The 16,638-nt window shown below is 39.1% G+C and carries 16 protein-coding genes; 7 read left to right on the top strand and 9 right to left on the bottom strand.

Annotated features, from left to right (window positions below):
* Positions 1-46: 46 nt before the first annotated feature.
* Positions 47-1,285, bottom strand: a complete 1,239-nt coding sequence (locus tag EXE30_RS10470) for a L,D-transpeptidase family protein (protein WP_130162333.1) — start codon at positions 1,283-1,285, stop codon at positions 47-49.
* Positions 1,286-1,480: 195 nt separating this feature from the next.
* Here EXE30_RS10470 and hemE point away from each other — a divergent pair, with 195 nt between their 5' ends.
* The 4 genes from hemE to EXE30_RS10490 all read left to right on the top strand — a co-directional run bounded on the left by hemE (position 1,481) and on the right by EXE30_RS10490 (position 5,993).
* Entirely contained in the window at positions 1,481-2,554 is a 1,074-nt protein-coding gene (hemE, locus tag EXE30_RS10475) for a uroporphyrinogen decarboxylase (protein ID WP_130162334.1), read from the top strand.
* 31 nt (positions 2,555-2,585) lie between these two features.
* A complete protein-coding gene (locus EXE30_RS10480; protein WP_130162335.1) occupies positions 2,586-3,380 on the top strand; it encodes a DUF817 family protein in 795 nt (264 codons plus the stop codon).
* Positions 3,381-3,561: 181 nt separating this feature from the next.
* A complete protein-coding gene (locus EXE30_RS10485; RefSeq protein WP_121929604.1) occupies positions 3,562-4,032 on the top strand; it encodes a DUF3015 family protein in 471 nt (156 codons plus the stop codon).
* Between the two features lie 80 nt (positions 4,033-4,112).
* Entirely contained in the window at positions 4,113-5,993 is a 1,881-nt protein-coding gene (locus EXE30_RS10490; protein ID WP_130162336.1) for an Lnb N-terminal periplasmic domain-containing protein, read from the top strand.
* A gap of 32 nt (positions 5,994-6,025) precedes the next feature.
* Here the strand turns inward: EXE30_RS10490 and EXE30_RS10495 are convergent, their stop codons facing one another.
* From EXE30_RS10495 to trpD, 6 genes are all read right to left on the bottom strand, one after another.
* Positions 6,026-6,388, bottom strand: a complete 363-nt coding sequence (locus EXE30_RS10495; protein ID WP_130162337.1) for a cupin domain-containing protein — start codon at positions 6,386-6,388, stop codon at positions 6,026-6,028.
* Positions 6,389-6,411: 23 nt separating this feature from the next.
* Positions 6,412-6,960, bottom strand: coding sequence for a GTP cyclohydrolase I FolE (gene folE, locus EXE30_RS10500; RefSeq protein WP_005197658.1), 549 nt, complete (start codon positions 6,958-6,960; stop codon positions 6,412-6,414).
* A gap of 90 nt (positions 6,961-7,050) precedes the next feature.
* Positions 7,051-7,740 carry a Smr/MutS family protein gene (locus EXE30_RS10505; RefSeq protein WP_130162338.1) on the bottom strand — a complete coding sequence of 230 codons (690 nt, stop codon included), beginning with the start codon at positions 7,738-7,740 and terminating at the stop codon, positions 7,051-7,053.
* 227 nt (positions 7,741-7,967) lie between these two features.
* Positions 7,968-8,486, bottom strand: coding sequence for an NUDIX domain-containing protein (locus EXE30_RS10510; protein ID WP_130162339.1), 519 nt, complete (start codon positions 8,484-8,486; stop codon positions 7,968-7,970).
* Positions 8,487-8,706: 220 nt separating this feature from the next.
* Positions 8,707-9,513 carry an indole-3-glycerol phosphate synthase TrpC gene (trpC, locus tag EXE30_RS10515; RefSeq protein WP_130162340.1) on the bottom strand — a complete coding sequence of 269 codons (807 nt, stop codon included), beginning with the start codon at positions 9,511-9,513 and terminating at the stop codon, positions 8,707-8,709.
* Between the two features lie 9 nt (positions 9,514-9,522).
* Positions 9,523-10,572 carry an anthranilate phosphoribosyltransferase gene (trpD, locus tag EXE30_RS10520; RefSeq protein ID WP_130162427.1) on the bottom strand — a complete coding sequence of 350 codons (1,050 nt, stop codon included), beginning with the start codon at positions 10,570-10,572 and terminating at the stop codon, positions 9,523-9,525.
* Between the two features lie 269 nt (positions 10,573-10,841).
* On the opposite strand from trpD, the gene EXE30_RS10525 reads away from it, so the two are divergent.
* The gene (locus EXE30_RS10525) at positions 10,842-11,642 is read left to right on the top strand and encodes an MOSC domain-containing protein (RefSeq protein WP_130162341.1); all 801 of its coding nucleotides are present in this window, start codon (positions 10,842-10,844) and stop codon (positions 11,640-11,642) included.
* A gap of 68 nt (positions 11,643-11,710) precedes the next feature.
* Here the strand turns inward: EXE30_RS10525 and EXE30_RS10530 are convergent, their stop codons facing one another.
* Positions 11,711-13,081 (bottom strand): L-cystine transporter, encoded by a 1,371-nt coding sequence (locus EXE30_RS10530; RefSeq protein ID WP_130162342.1) that lies wholly within the window; start codon positions 13,079-13,081, stop codon positions 11,711-11,713.
* Positions 13,082-13,436: 355 nt separating this feature from the next.
* The gene (locus EXE30_RS10535; RefSeq protein WP_130162343.1) at positions 13,437-14,021 is read right to left on the bottom strand and encodes an anthranilate synthase component II; all 585 of its coding nucleotides are present in this window, start codon (positions 14,019-14,021) and stop codon (positions 13,437-13,439) included.
* Positions 14,022-14,642: 621 nt separating this feature from the next.
* Between EXE30_RS10535 and glnA the strand changes: the two genes are divergently transcribed.
* Entirely contained in the window at positions 14,643-16,058 is a 1,416-nt protein-coding gene (glnA, locus tag EXE30_RS10540) for a type I glutamate--ammonia ligase (protein ID WP_171457361.1), read from the top strand.
* A gap of 88 nt (positions 16,059-16,146) precedes the next feature.
* Positions 16,147-16,638 (top strand): chorismate--pyruvate lyase family protein, encoded by a 492-nt coding sequence (locus EXE30_RS10545; protein WP_130162345.1) that lies wholly within the window; start codon positions 16,147-16,149, stop codon positions 16,636-16,638.

The following is a 16,638-nucleotide window of genomic DNA, read 5'->3' on the forward strand; positions in this document are numbered from 1 at the left end:
GATCAAATGAATGATATTCGGTTTTATTTTATTCAAATGATTTGAATTACTCTAAGAACCTTACTGTTACCCCAGAGCGGACTTTATTACCCAAATCATTGGCATCCCAGTTGGTTAAACGAATACAACCATGTGATGCAGTTTTAGAAATGAGAGAAGGGTTTGGTGTACCATGAATACCAAATGATTTTTTGCTTAAACCAATCCAGATATTACCAACTGGACCATTTGGACCAGGTGGAAGTGATAATGGCTTAAGATTTTTTCCTTGGACAAAGTTCGATGGCGAATAGCTGTACCAAGGGTTTTTCGCAACGCCCGTTACTTTGTAAGTACCCGTCGGAGAAGGCGTACTTGTACTGCCAATTGTTGCAGGAAATGATGCAATCATTTGGTTACGGCTGTTGAATAGATAAAGTTGTTTGGCACCTTTATGTGCCACAATCAAATGAATATCTTCAGGTAAATCATTGCGTACATTTGCAACAACGATTTTTTCGCCCACTTTATTAAAGTTTGCTTTAGGGTTTAGCTGTCTAAGGAATCGTTCATCCATGTGAAACTTTTCACCTAACATTTCTGTTACGCGAGTGTAGTGCAACCCTTTCATTTTCGCTTGTAAGGCATAATCTGAAGGGATTGAGTCAACATACGGAACTTTTAGATCTGCTTCTGTAATGGTGTATTCGACATATGCTGGTTTAGTTTGTTTGGCAACCAATGCATCCCACGTTTCTTTGGTGAGTTGACCTGTTGGTGTTAAACCGTTCATTTGTTGAAATGACGCAATTGCTTTTAATGTGTTTTGACCATTTGCGCCGTCAATTGCACCTGGTGAAGCATGTGCATTGTTTAACATTACATGTGCACGTGCATAAGCAGGCAATTGGCGTCGTGGCATATCTTCATACCATTCAGCAGAGTTAATAGCGTCCATAGTCCATGAGGCAGGAACTTCTGGGGCTTGTGATGGCGTTTTTGATACAGTTGTTGCTGCATCCAATGTCGCTTCACGAGCTGGAGCTGCTGTTACAGCAGTTTCTGGTGTATTTTCTATTTTTTGAGCGACATCTGCAGCTGGATTTCGACTAAGCTGAGGTTCAGATGCAGCGGATGTAACAGCACTGCTACTCGGTGCTGCGTAATCAATTGCCAAAGGATCAATCGGATCTTGGACTGCAGAAATCTTTTGGGGATTTAATGCTTGCTCAGTTGTTGGCGCAGCAAAAGCAACATTAGCAAGAATACAACTTAAACTCATAGCGAGTAATGAGCGAACAAACATGTAATTCAACCTTAAGAATTATTCATTTAGGAATATAAGACTTTGCAAGTATTACAGAAAATGATCAAGCTTGCAGTAGCAATTTTGTGACCAAGCGATTTTTTCGTCAGTTCAAGACATGTATGGCATAGAATTATATATCTTGGGCGATTTTTGCTATTATGCCCACCACCTGAAAGAATTTAGAGATTGGTAATGACAACGTTGAAAAATGATCGTTTTTTACGAGCTTTGTTACGTGAACCTGTAGACACCACGCCAGTATGGATGATGCGTCAAGCAGGGCGTTATTTACCAGAATATCGTGAAACTCGTGGGCAAGCAGGGGACTTCCTTTCCTTATGCAAAAATGCTGAATTTGCTTGCGAGGTGACTTTACAGCCTTTGCGTCGCTATGAGCTAGATGCTGCGATTTTATTTTCAGATATTCTCACTGTGCCTGATGCTTTAGGTTTGGGACTATATTTTGAGACTGGAGAAGGTCCAAAGTTTCATAAAACCGTTCGTACTGAACAAGACGTTGCCAATTTACCGAAGTTAAATGCAAAATCTGATCTCGCTTATGTGATGAATGCCGTATCGACTATTCGATCTGCATTAAATGGACAAGTTCCTCTGATCGGATTTTCAGGTAGTCCTTGGACTTTAGCCACTTATATGGTTGAGGGTGGTTCGAGCAAAGAGTTTCGTTTCATTAAGCAGATGATGTACGCTCAGCCAGAAGTGTTACATGCTTTGCTTGACCATCTTGCAGATTCAGTGATTGATTATCTCAATGCGCAAATTGATGCAGGTGCACAGGCGATTCAGATCTTTGACAGTTGGGGTGGTGCACTTGCCCATCGAGAGTATGTTGAGTTCTCGATGAATTACATGACCAAAATCATAGCTGGACTGCAACGTGAAAAAGATGGGCGTCGTATTCCGATTATTGTGTTTACAAAAGGTGGTGGCCAATGGTTAGAAACCATTCTTACGACTGGTGCAGACGCAGTTGGTTTGGACTGGACGACACCGCTTTATACAGCGCGTGATGTGGTTGCTGGTCGTGTTGCTTTGCAAGGAAACTTAGATCCAGCTGTGCTTTATGGCTCGGCAGCTTCAATTGAAAAAGCAGTGAAAGCAATGCTTGATGATGCTTATGCCAATGGTGAAAAAACAGGTTATGTTGCAAACTTAGGTCATGGTATTACCCAATGGGTAGACCCTGCACAACCTAAAATCTTTGTTGATACTGTACATGAATACAGCCACAAATATTTAGGCTGATATTTTTAAACGCATTTGAAGGGCGGGTTTTGTGCAGTTAATTGTATTGTTGCTCAGTTTTTTGACTAAGGCAGTTTCGGCTGCTTTATTCGGTATATTGCTTTTAATTGCATTTGCATTAACCGCCCCGATGGGTAGCCATGAGTATTATGGTTTCTTTCGCTATGACTATCTGCTGTTTTATGCCTTAGTGATTCAGATTTGCTTGTTGTATTTAAAGCTCGAATCATGGGAAGAAGCCAAAGTCATTGCTTTATTCCATATTATGGCCATGGGAATGGAAATTTTTCTGACCCATCCAGCGATTGCATCTTGGCACTATCCGCAACCTGCCATTTTAAAACTATTAACAGTGCCTCTATTTGCTGGTTTTATGTATTCGGCTGTAGGCAGTTTTTTTGCACGATCATTGCGATTATATGAAGTTTCATTTGAGAACCTACCCACTTTCGGCAATATGCTGTTATTGGCTGTGTTGTCGTATATTAATTTTATGAGCAAATTTTTTATTCCAGATATTCGTATGGGGCTGTTTATTTGGAGTGTGTTGATTTTTTGGAAAACCAAATTGTATTTCCAGCTGGATCAGCATCGTTTTAAAATTCCGATGTTACCTGTTTTACTGTTGCTTGCATTTCTTATATGGATTGCGGAAAACATCAGTACTTTTTATAAAATTTGGCTTTATCCAAGTCAGATCAATAATTGGCATATGGTCGGTTGGGGAAAACTTGGTTCTTGGTATTTATTGCTCCTATTAAGTCTGGTATTGGTACTTAAAATCTTAGGGACTAGAGGCAAAAATGGAACTTGGCGATTGAACTAAATAAGAGTCGCTTTAACTTAATCAATTTATTTATAAACGGATCTGTATAAATATTTCAGCGATATTTCAAATTTCATTTGCTAAAAAAGTTGAACCTCGCTATTTTATTTTGTGTGTGTGACTTTCACGGCACGATAGCAATAACAAATATTGAAGAATAATTGATACTGGAGACTTTCTTATGTTAAAAAAAATTGCATTAGCTGCATTACTCGCTGCTGGTTCAACCATGGCAATGGCTGATAATGATGTTGGTTGTGGTGTTGGTACACAGGTGTGGGCTGGTAAAAAAGGTGTTGGACCTAAAATTCTTGCTGCGACCACCAATGGTATTTTTACTAACCAATTACTAGGTATTACTTTTGGTACTTTAGGTTGCCGTCAAGGTGGAACTGTTACTGCACAAGTTGTGACATTTACCAATGAAAATGCTGAGTCTTTAGCGCGTGATATGGCAGTAGGTCAAGGCGAAAGCTTAAATGTACTTGCTGAACTCATGCAAATTAAATCAGAAGACAAGGCGCGCTTCTTTGCAGTATCTAAAGCAAACTTCGCTGAGATTTATTCAAGTAAAAATCAACACTCTCTTCAAGTTTTAGACTCTTTACAAAATGTGATGGCAAATGATGACGTATTAAAAGCATACGTTTAATTTGTTGCATGACGAAACCCTGTCCTCGTGACAGGGTTTTCTTATACTTATTTTCTTATTATTTTAATATTTGTTGCTGAATGAAATTTTTAACTTTTGCGATTACTGCCTTTTTATCTCATATTGCACATGCTGCAATTGAGCCAAATATTCAAAACTACCTGCAACTTGCCGAACAAAAAAAATTAGATCAACAGATTACTTGGCAACGTTTAATGTATGCAGACTCATCTGGAAAAAGTGAAGTTGACTATCAAGGTTATTTTTATGCAGAACAAGGTAAAACGAATTTAAATAAAGAATTAGAAGCAGATATAAAAGCATTATTTCTAGAGTCGGCAGATAATCAGTCTTTTCGATGTAAATTTCCTGCACGCAGTCGTTGGTTAATGCAGCAGTTAAATATTGATGTTAAACATCTACCAGCGGTGAATTGTCCTGAATTTGACGAATGGATTAATCAGATTAATCCTTATAAAGCGACATTGATTTACGCAACCGATTTTATGGGCAATCCAAGTTCAATGTTTGGACATACATTATTGCGTTTAGATCCAAAAGATCAAAAAGAATTAAACTTAGTTTCTTATGCAGTGAATTATGCTGCAACGGTAAATAATCAAGATAACTGGTCTTATGCATGGAAAGGTTTAACAGGACAGTATCCTGGTGAGTATTCTTTGATGCCATATTATCGAAAAGTAAAAGAGTACGGTGACTTTGAAAGTCGTGATTTGTGGGAATATGAGCTGAATTTAACCGCTGAAGAAACGCGTTTCTTGGTTGAGCATATTTGGGAAATGCAGCATGTGAGCTTTCCTTACTATTTTGTCAGCGATAATTGTGCGTATCGCTTACTCGGTTTAATTGATTTGGTTCGTCCAAATTTAAACTTAAAAGCTCAATTTAATTATGCTGCTATTCCGATCGAAACATTAAAAGCGGTCGATCAGCAACAGTTGGTCAAAGAGGTAATCTATCGCCCAGCTTTAGAAACACAATTGCTGGCTCAAGCAAAACAACACGGTACAGCTTTAGCCAAAGTTGCTCATGAAGTCGCTTTTTCACCGATTGAACAAGTCTCCGCTGTCTTGGCATCATATAGTGCGCAAGATCAGGCTAAAATCTTAGAAATGGCATACGATGATTTGTATTTGCAATATATTAGCCATAAAGCCGATGGTGATGTCGCCCAAGTTCATTTACGACAATTACTTGCCAAGCGCAGTCAAATCCAGATCGATAAACAACGCCAAGAACCTGAACGTCCAAAAATTCAACCTGTTGAAGGGCATGATGCACGCAATTTTTCTATGAATGTTGGTGAGGTACAAGGACAAAAGTTCGTTGAGTTAGGGCATCGACAAGCCTATCACGATTTAATAGATCCATCTGGTGGCTATCGATTAGGAACACAGTTGCTCTTTTTAAATGGTGCATTGCAATATCGTGATGACAAATTAAAACTTGAACACTTAGATCTATTGGCTGTGAATTCTTATAACCCGATTCAGCCATTTAAAGCGCCACTCACATGGGGATTTAATTTAGGTTGGAAGCAAGAGGCAGTCGAAAAAGGGCAGTTTAGTGAAGATCAGCAACATGGTGTTATGAATCTGAATATGCAGGCGGGATATAGTTTGGCGGATTATGATCGTCAGCATCTCTGTTATGCGCAATTGCAAGGGCATCTGCAAGCTGGAAGCGCGCTAGACAAAGGTTGGCGTGTCGGAGTAGGACCAACGTTGGGTTGTATGAATCAATGGTCCGATCAGTGGAACAGTTTGCTACAAGTTGAGTTACCTTATTGGCAGCATCAAAGTCAATGGAATCTAAGAGTAGGGACACACGTTCAGTATAGTTTGAATGCGAATAATGCGCTGCGTTTGAATTGGAAATATGAACAGCAAGATCGTAAGGATTGGACGAAAGTAGGGTTGGGGTATGTTCGCTTTTTCTAAAGGTTTAATTGGATGAGTGTGGTTTTAAATAATCACACTTCAACTATGACATAATATTTTTTAACCGCCTCAATCACTTCAAATGTACCAATAAATGCAGGAGGAATAATTCCCGCATTGCCAGCAGTCACCTCAATAAAAGAGTGGTTTTTTGCATCATGAATGCGCACCACACCTTCAAGAACCTGAAAAAATTCTTGTTTGTTGTCTGCAAATTGGATGTTCCAAGCACCCACTTCACATTGCCAAATGCCACAGCTCATATGTGTATGTTCATATAGGCTGTAGGTCAGACGTTCAGGATTACCTTTAACTAAGCGATCAGGGCGAGGATAATCAACATTGGCTTCAGCTTGATTTAATTCACCATGACCCGCTAAGTAAACAAATGACATGTTATTCATGCTCAAATCGGTTATTAATAACTTTCAGGAACTGCACTCAAAAACTCACGACGCGCATCTTTATCCGTTTTAAACTCACCCACGAAAGAGACGGTACGAGTAGTTGATTCTTGTTTGCCAACACCACGCATCATCATACACATATGTGCTGAGTCGATGACCACAGCTACGCCACGCGCTTGAGTAACTTCAGCCACGGCTTCTGCGATTTGCTGGGTCAAGTTTTCCTGAATTTGTAAACGACGTGCAAACATTTCAGTAATACGCGCAAATTTTGATAAACCCAAGACCTGACCTTCAGGTAAATAAGCGATATGTACACGACCATAAAAGGGAAGTAGGTGGTGTTCACAAAGCGAGTAAAACTCGATGTTCTTCACCAATACCATTTCATGGTTATCGGAAGGGAAAACCGCATTATTGGTCACTTCTTCAAGCGTTTTACTATAACCAGAGGTTAAAAAAGAAAAAGCTTTAGCCGCACGCATAGGGGTATCTTGTAAGCCAGGGCGAGTTAAATCTTCACCAACGGCAGTTAAGATGTTTGCGTACGATTGCTGCATAGACATATAAATGTTCACTTAGGTGGGTTGAACAAAACGGGAATTGTATCAGAAAACGATTAAAAAAATTAATTTTGAACCAAATGCCGATTATTGTTTGTACTTTGGGTTCTTTTCTGCACGTTTAAGCAGCACAAGAACCGCGCCAGTACCGCCTTGGGTCTCTGGTGCACTGACAAAAGCGAGTACATCACGATGCTGTCTGAGCCATCCATTGACATAGGTTTTTAAAATCGCTTCTGGACCTTTGCCGTGTACTATTTTAATAACATTTTGGTTTTCATCTTTTGCCATTTGGATAATCTGTAACACCGCAGCGCGTGCTTGTTCAACTGTACAACCGTGTAAATCGACTGCTTCAAACCAGCGAATTTTACCTGCTTTGAGGTCTTCGAAAACTTTGTGTTGCAAAGTGGCGATGCGATAGCTGAGCGTGGCTTGGCTTGCGACAGGGTTTAAGATGGCTTGGGTATCAGAGATTTCTGCTGACTCATGTTCAATTGAACCTTCAGCCGCAGCACGTTTTGCCAATGTTTGTGCATCTACTTTTTTGCGACGAGCTGGTTTAACATCGGCAATATTGTCATTGGCGATCGGTTTTACACCCTGTAGTGCTTTTTTAAAAAGCTCAGTATCTTCCAATTCTTCAGCAAGAGCTTGAGCCTTTTTCGATTCAGCTTGTTGCACGATCTTGCTGACCTGTGGCTGTGAGATCTGCTTTTTAAATTGCTTCAGTAAATTAAACTGATCTTTAGAAAGCGATGAATCATGTTTGCTCATAATTTCAGTAAAAGATGCACGATAGGTGATAGATGCAAAATTATAGTCTGAATCTGCTGAGATTTGAACTGAATTGCATTCATTGGAATGTTTTAGAAAGTTTGATGGGACAATAGTTTTTAAAATGGTTGCTATTCAATCTATTATAAAAGAGTCAACTTGTTGTAAGTTAACTTTTTATACTTGAAAAAAACATTGAGTTTTGGGATTGGAAATTAAAAGACTACTCATAGTGTGGACACATCCATACTAAATAAGCCCTGATTCACACATTCTGAAATTATATATTCTAGTAATTTCATAGGACCTACATCCAATAGTTTTAGTTCATCTAGTGTTAGTAGTCGAAATTCATCAATTTCATCGCTAAGAGAAATTTCTCCCTCACATTCAGCAAACATAGCGATAATTAATTGATTCATTTCTTTATATGTAAAAGCATCTATAATTTTATTCTTAATAATATTTAGACCTAATTCTTCTTTAGTTTCTCTAATAGCACATTCATAGATGGTCTCTTTTTCTTCTAAAAAACCTGAAATAGTCGAATATAAGCCTTTAGGCCATTGTCTATTGTGTGCAATTAAGTATTTATCTTTATATTTTATTAAAATAGCAATGACTGGTGTTGGATTGTTCCAATGAATATAACCACAGTTTGAGCTACAAATAAGTTTTTGATAGCTATCTATTTCTTTTAAAATTAAACTGCTACCGCAATCCATGCAAAATTTTTGTTTAGACATTCTAATCTCCTATTTAGTAAGTTATTAATTTTAAGAGTTAGCGAAATATGAGATATGAGTGAACTATTTCAATATTTTGAATATCATTCATAAGACTACTTTTAAAATCTAATTCTATTGGAATAGTTTTTTACTTGTTATTTATTTAATAAAAACCTATATATTTTAATGAATAAATGTTGGATTCAGGGCAAAAATTTTTACCCTGAACCTTATTAATTTAAACCAACTCAGGCTCACCAAACAGTTCAGCAAACGCCTGATCAGGATGAGGCTGTTTCATAAAGCTTTCACCAACAAGGAAAGTATGAATATCATTAGCTTGCATCATCTCTACATCAGCAGGCGTGGCGATACCGCTCTCAGTGACCAATACACGAGAAGCAGGCAGCAATTTCTTTAAACGTAATGATGTATTTAAATCCACATCAAAAGTTTTAAGATTACGGTTATTCACGCCCAAAATACATTGCTCAGAAAGCCTTAATGCGCGTTCAAGTTCATATTCATCATGTACTTCAACTAAGACATCAAGCTGATGCTCAAATGCAGTCTTAGACATTTCTTCAAGCTGTTGATCAGATAAACATGCCACGATCAATAAAATACAATCCGCTTGTAACGCACGGGCTTCAACGACATTATACGGATCAACCAAGAAATCCTTACGTAATGCAGGCAAGGCACAATGATTACGTGCGATTGCGATATTTTCATCAGCACCTTGGAAGAAATCCACGTCGGTCAGAACCGATAAGCAGGCGGCACCTGCTTGTTCATATTGTTGTGCAATTACAGCAGGATTGAAGTTTGCACGAATGATGCCTTTTGATGGAGAGGCTTTCTTAATTTCAGCAATTACAGCAGGGCGTTTATGCTGTAAAGCCTTGGCAAAACCACGAACAGGAGTTGCTTCTTTTGCCCATTGCTCAACATCATGCAAACTACGTTGTTTTAAACGTGCAGCAAGTTCCTCATGTTTGCGGTCAACAATTTTACCGAGAATGGTATTTTGAATATCGATCATGAGAAATCCTTAGTCTGCTTGATATTGTTTCAATGTCTTGGTGAATTCAGCCAAGATACTCATTCTTTCTAGGGCTTGACCGCCGTAAAGAATATCTTGTGCCAATTCAACTGCTTGTTTATAGGTTTTAGTGAGTCCTGCAACATAAATCCCAGCGGCAGCATTCAGTGCAATCATATTTGCGGCTTTTTCACCAATTTCAGATTTGTTACGACCTAAAGCATCTTTGATCAGCTTTAAGCTTTCTTCAGAACTGTTTACCACTAAACCTGTCAGCGTTTGAGAGGGAATACCGACTTCATCTGGTGTCAGTGTCCATTCAGTAATTTCGCCATCTTTCAATTCGGCAACAGCAGTTGGTGCTGCGAGACTAATTTCATCTAAACCATCTTTTGAATGAACAACCAATACATGCACAGCGCCAAGCTGTTTTAAAACTTCTGCGATTGGTCGGCAAAGCTCATCTGAAAATACCCCAATCACAAAACGATTTACGCCAGCAGGATTGGTTAAAGGTCCAAGTAAATTAAAAATACTACGAATACCTAGTTCACGACGAGGCGCAACTGCATATTTCATTGCTTTATGGTGATTAGGTGCAAACAGAAAACCCACGCCCATTTCACGGATACAACGTTCAGTTTGTTGCATGTCCAGATCAAGCTGGATGCCCATTTGTTCAAGCACATCAGATGAGCCAGACTTACTCGAAACACCACGATTTCCATGTTTAGCAATGGTCGCACCAGCCGCTGCAACTACAAAACTTGATGCTGTTGAAACATTAAATAAGTTCTGACCATCACCGCCAGTTCCGACGATATCAACGAGGTGGGGAATATCACTAACATCAATTTTAATGGCGAACTCACGCATGATCCGTGCTGCAGCAGTGATTTCATCAATACTCTCACCCTTCATACGCAAACCCATCATTAGTGCGCCGATTTGAGCATCGGTTGCCTCACCTTGCATAATGCTGCGCATGACATTTTCCATTTGTGACTGAGTCAAATGAATGTTTTTAGTAATGTGATTGAGTGCCTGTTGGATATTCATAGTCATGTGTTACAGCAATATGATTGATTGGAAGTTTAGAAATTGAATAATTTGATCGCAATGGGTTCGGTATGACCTTGGTGTAATACATGCTTTCAAAGCGAGTGAGTTATGTTATCAGAAAATAATGCAGATTTTATAGGCTTTGAATAAAAACTATGTGATGCTTTAAATTTAGACATATTGCTATAATTTTCAACTATTATGCTGTTTTTGGTCTATGCATTTTTTTACTGAACTATTCAATTTGTCTTTATGAGAATTTTAACATGCGTGTCAGTCAACTTTTCCATTATCCAGTGAAATCATGTCGAGGCAATAAATGCATTGAAATGGAAATTGATGCCTTTGGACCAAAGTGGGATCGTCGATGGATGATCGTTGATAAAGATGGTCGTTTTATTACGCAAAGACAAGTACCAAAAATGGGGCAAATTGGTGTAACGATTTCATCTGAAAGTGTAAGCTTTGATTATCAATCTGAGCAGATCGAACTGAGTATGGTCGAAGCGCAAGGCCAAAAAGATGAGCGTTTAGTGACAGTTTGGCGCGATCAACTCATTGGAAATCGTATTGATCATCCAGTGAATGCTTGGTTGAGTCAAAAACTGGGGCGAGAAGTGCAATTGGTTTATATGCCGCAAGAGACTGTCCGCCAAGTTGATTTGGAATATGCAGAGCTTGGTGATCGAGTCGGTTTTGCTGATGGTTTTCCTTTTCTTATTATAAGTGAGGCATCTGTTGAGTTTCTTGCTGGAAAAGTGGGTTATCCACTGGATGTACAACGTTTTAGACCGAATATTGTGGTTTCAGGTTGTGACGCTTTTGCCGAAGATCAATGGAAAAAAATACAAATTGGTGAAGTGATATTTGATTTGGTTAAACCATGCTCTCGTTGTGTTATTCCAACCATTGATCTGGAGTCAGGTCAAAAGCAACCAGAAGTGATGCAGGCGATGTTGGCATATCGTAAGCAGGGAAATAAGGTTATGATGGGGCAAAATGCCCTGCATCGAGGAGAAGGGATGATTGCAATTGGGCAAGAGGTCCATATCTTAAAAGCGGTGTAGCTGCTTAAATTTTAATAAATCAGCTCAAAAAAATGCCAATCGATTGGTGTCGATTGGCATAATCATTTCTAGGTTTGTTGAGGCTGATCTTCTACAGGCGTTCTGACGCCCAATATTTGGCTGGTTGCTGTACCAGCAGTCATAGAGCCATTCACATTCAAGGCAGTACGTCCCATATCAATCAGTGGTTCGATTGAGATCAGTAAAGCAACAAGGGTGATTGGTAAGCCCATGATTGGCAAAACAATCAGCGCTGCAAAGGTTGCGCCACCACCAACACCAGCCACGCCGATCGAGCTAAGTGTTACGATGACAATCAGTTGTGCAATCCACAGCGGATCAAGGGGGTTGATGCCGACGGTTGGTGCGACCATCACCGCAAGCATTGCAGGATATAAACCAGCACAACCATTTTGTCCAATCGTTGCACCAAATGATGCAGAAAAGCTGGCAATACCTTCAGGTACACCGAGTTGCTTAGTTTGGGTTTCAATATTCAGAGGAATACTGGCTGCACTTGAACGACTAATAAAGGCAAAGCTTAAAACAGGGAATGCTTTTTTAAAGAAATCGATAGGGTTGACGCGTACAAATAGCAATATAAGCGCATGTACGATTAACATAATCGCCAGACCCAAATAAGATGCAATTACAAATTCACCTAATTTGATAATGTCCGCCAAATTTGCAGTAGCGACCATTTTGGTCATCAACGCAAGCACACCATAAGGGGTAAATTGCATAACCAAACGAACGAGACTAATCACAAGTGCTTGTAGCGCTTCGATTCCATGACGGATTCGCTCGCCATTCACAGTATCTTTTTCCATGAGTTTAAGTGCAGCAACACCTAGAAAAGCAGAAAATATGACGACACTAATAATTGCAGTCGGACGAATCCCTGTTAAGTCGGCAAAGGGATTTTGTGGGAACAATGAAAGCAATAATTTGGGTACATCTAAGTCTGCAACTTGACCCACATATTGACTTTCTATTGCAGCTAAACGTGCAGTTTCTTGCGCGCCTTGGACTAAGCCTTCTGCTGTTAGACCAAATAAATTGGTAATACTTGCACCAACGAAAGCAGCGATTGCCGTGGTTGCTAATAAAATCCCAATCACCAATACACTGATTTTTCCGAGAGAGGTAGTTTGGTGTAATTTGATCACGGCACTTAAAATTGAAATAAAAATGAGTGGCATGATCACCATTTGTAATAGCTGAACATAACCATTACCGACAATGTTGAACCATGCGACCGAATCTTCCAGAATTTGACCATCACCATAAATGGTTTTGAGTGCTAAACCGAAGAAAATACCGACCACCATACCGATCAGTACTTTTTTGGCTAAACTCCAGTCATGTCGATAGGTGAAAAACAATCCTGCTAGCAGCAGGATAAAAACAAGAATATTCAATAAAACTAATGTATTCACAATAAGTATCCTGATCTTTGCTTCAGGCGAAGTGTGCTAAAAAATGACTTGGGATTTTAGCACCCGATTGTTGATAAACTTAATCATTCCTATCACTATGCTTAATCTAAAAAATGAAAAAGCAGCCGATTTAACTTTGAATTTATGGAAAGGTTTGTTTTTTAAAAATGTGAAAAGTGTATTAATTATTGAAAAATAATGAATTGTTTGGGGGTAATACTTTTCTGATTAATTTTAAAACTGGAATTTGTGCCTGTATGTATAGGTTGTATATACTTTTTATATGTTCAAAATAAAAACAGCCCATTCATTTAAATAGGCTGTTACAGCGATAAATCTAAAACTAAATATCTGTTTAAGCGTAAATATCGAGGAAGTTTTTGAAAATCTGGTGACCATGTTGGCTCAAAATAGACTCAGGATGGAACTGAACACCTTCAACTGGCATTGTTTTGTGTTTTACACCCATGATTTCTTCAATTGTGCCATCTGTTTGATTGGTCCAACATGTGACTTCTAAACAATCAGGAAGCGTTTCTTGCTCAATCACTAATGAGTGATAACGCGTGGCAGAAAAAGGTGAAGGCAAATCACTGAAAATGCCTTTATCACTATGATGCATATCGGATAAGCGCCCGTGCATGACTGTTTTCGCACGAATAATATTTCCGCCAAAGGCCTGTCCAATGGCTTGATGACCTAAACAGACACCGAGTAAAGGAATTTTCCCAGCAAAGTGATTGATTGCAGGAATAGAAATTCCTGCTTCGCTTGGTGAACATGGACCAGGACCGATCACTAAGTATTTCGGCTGCCATCGCTCAATATCCTCTAATGTGACTTGATCATTACGAACAACTTTTACTTCTTGATTCAACTCGCCAAAGTATTGAACGATGTTGTAAGTAAAACTGTCATAGTTGTCAATCATTAGAAGCATGATTATAACCTTCTGAAAACTTGCACTTTATTGTGCTTTTGATTTTGGTGAGCCTATCTATAAATTTATACAGCCCAATATCCATGTGTATAGAAAAGGAGTGAGATACAGATAGCAGGAAATAATCATAACAAAAACAAATGATCAATGTTGAATATTTCGAGAAAATACAATTTTTATAGTGAGAATGTGACTGACCAAAATCGCGTTTAAAAACAACAATAAATTTTTATAATTGAATGGTTTGTAAAAATAAGTGACAAGTGAATCGAAAGTCTAAATGAATTGAATGGAATCAAGTTGAAAAGAATGATATAAAAACTCAGTTTATGCTAACGAATGGCGTAATTGGCACTACATTAGTTCTTTGATATGTATTTCTGCACCATTTTGGGTCGTATTGTCTATTTTGGGGATGCGTTAAAATGGAAATGTTTAAATATGGTGCATTTGCAAATAATGGGCAAGATATATAAAGATTGAACATGGAGCTTAAATCATTTTTTCTGTAAAGAATTTCAATGTTTTAGGTATGCTTTTGAATTGTTGGTATGATAATTGCTATTTATACACCAACAACTAACACGCACTTAACGAGTGCATAAAAATTCATTGGAGCAAATGAGCATGGCGAACAAGGTCCTTCAACTCATCAAAGAAAGCGGCGCAAAATGGGTCGATTTTCGCTTTACTGATACCAAAGGTAAAGAACAACACGTAACTTACCCAGCTGATACGATTGATGAAGATACATTTGAAGACGGTAAAATGTTTGATGGTTCTTCAATCGCTGGCTGGAAAGGCATTGAAGCATCTGACATGATCTTACGTCCAGACGCTGAAACTGGTTTTCTTGACCCGTTCTTTGCTGAGCCAACAGTTGTTGTGACTTGTGACGTAATCGAACCATCTACTGGTCAAGGTTACGAGCGTGATCCACGTTCGATTGCTCGTCGTGCTGAAGAGTATTTAAAATCTACAGGTATCGGTGATACTGCATTCTTTGGTCCAGAACCAGAATTCTTCGTTTTTGACGAAGTTAAATGGGATATCGATATGTCTGGTGCTCGCCATACATTGATCGCTGAAGAAGCTGCTTGGTCTACAGGTAAAGACTTCGAAGCGGGTAACTCTGGTCACCGTCCACGTGTGAAAGGTGGTTACTTCCCAGTTCCTCCTGTTGACTCTCATCAAGATATGCGTGCTGAAATGTGTGCACGTATCGAAGACATCATGGGTCCAGGTCGTGTAGAAGTACATCATCACGAAGTTGCATCTTGCCAGTTAGAAATTGGTGTGAGCTTCAACACACTTGTTCGTAAAGCGGACGAAGTTCAACAATTCAAATATGCAGTTTGGAACGTTGCTCATCAATATGGCAAAACTGCTACATTCATGCCTAAACCAATGGTTGGTGATAACGGTTCTGGTATGCACGTTCACATGTCGATCGCTAAAGATGGCAAGAACTTGTTTGCTGGTGATGAATATGCTGGTTTGTCTGAAATGGCATTATTCTTCATTGGCGGTGTAATCAAACACGCTCGTGCGTTAAATGCAATTACTAACCCTTCTACAAACTCGTATAAGCGTTTAGTTCCACATTACGAAGCACCGATTATGCTTGCTTACTCAGCGCGTAACCGTTCAGCTTCTATCCGTATTCCATACGTTTCTAACCCTAAAGGTAAGCGTATCGAAGCACGTTTCCCTGATCCAATGATGAACCCATACTTAGGTTTTGCAGCATTGTTGATGGCTGGTCTTGATGGCATCCAAAACAAAATTCACCCAGGTGAAGCTGCTGATAAGAACTTGTACGATCTTCCTCCTGAAGAAGAAGCGAAAATCCCAACTGTGGCGCACAGCTTAGATATGGCGATTGAAGCACTTGAAGCGGATCATGAGTTCTTGTTGAAAGGTGGCGTATTCACTAAAGAAATGCTTGATGCTTACATCGAGCTTAAAACTGATGATGTTCGTCGTCTTAACACGACAACTCACCCAGTTGAATTCGACATGTACTACAGCTTGTAATACATTCCGATTCAAAAAGCTCGCTTCGGCGGGCTTTTTTATTGAAAAATTCATGTAAACTAATTGCGATGTTTTTAGTGAGCTGAGCATGCGTAATTTACAACCAAGTAGAATAAAGGGCAGGGATATTCCACCTGAATTAAAAAAATGGTTGTATGCATCGGGTTCACTCACTCAACAGCTCACTGACCTCGGTGCTGGGGAATTTCATGTTGAACGAATTAAAGAGCAGTATCAACGCTTATTATTTGCTGATAGTCAGTGGATGAGAATGCCACATACTCATATTGCATGGGTTCGAGAAACTTATTTATTTGGTTCAGAACAGCAGGCTTGGGTGAAAGCAAAAAGTATTTTTCCTATTTTAAGCTTACAAAAAAAAGCACGATTATTTAAACATATTAGAAATAAGCCAATTGGTTGGTTTTTATTTCAGCGAACTAATCCAGCCTGCGAACGTCGCGTGATTTATCTCACGGATGGCTGGACGCGGCAAAGTTGCTATACGTGGCATGGTTGCAAATTTATCGTACAGGAAACATTCTTGCCTGCATTTGAACAGTTTATTCGACAGCATTGA

The sequence above is a fragment of the Acinetobacter halotolerans genome (genome assembly GCF_004208515.1).
Lineage (GTDB): Bacteria > Pseudomonadota > Gammaproteobacteria > Pseudomonadales > Moraxellaceae > Acinetobacter > Acinetobacter halotolerans.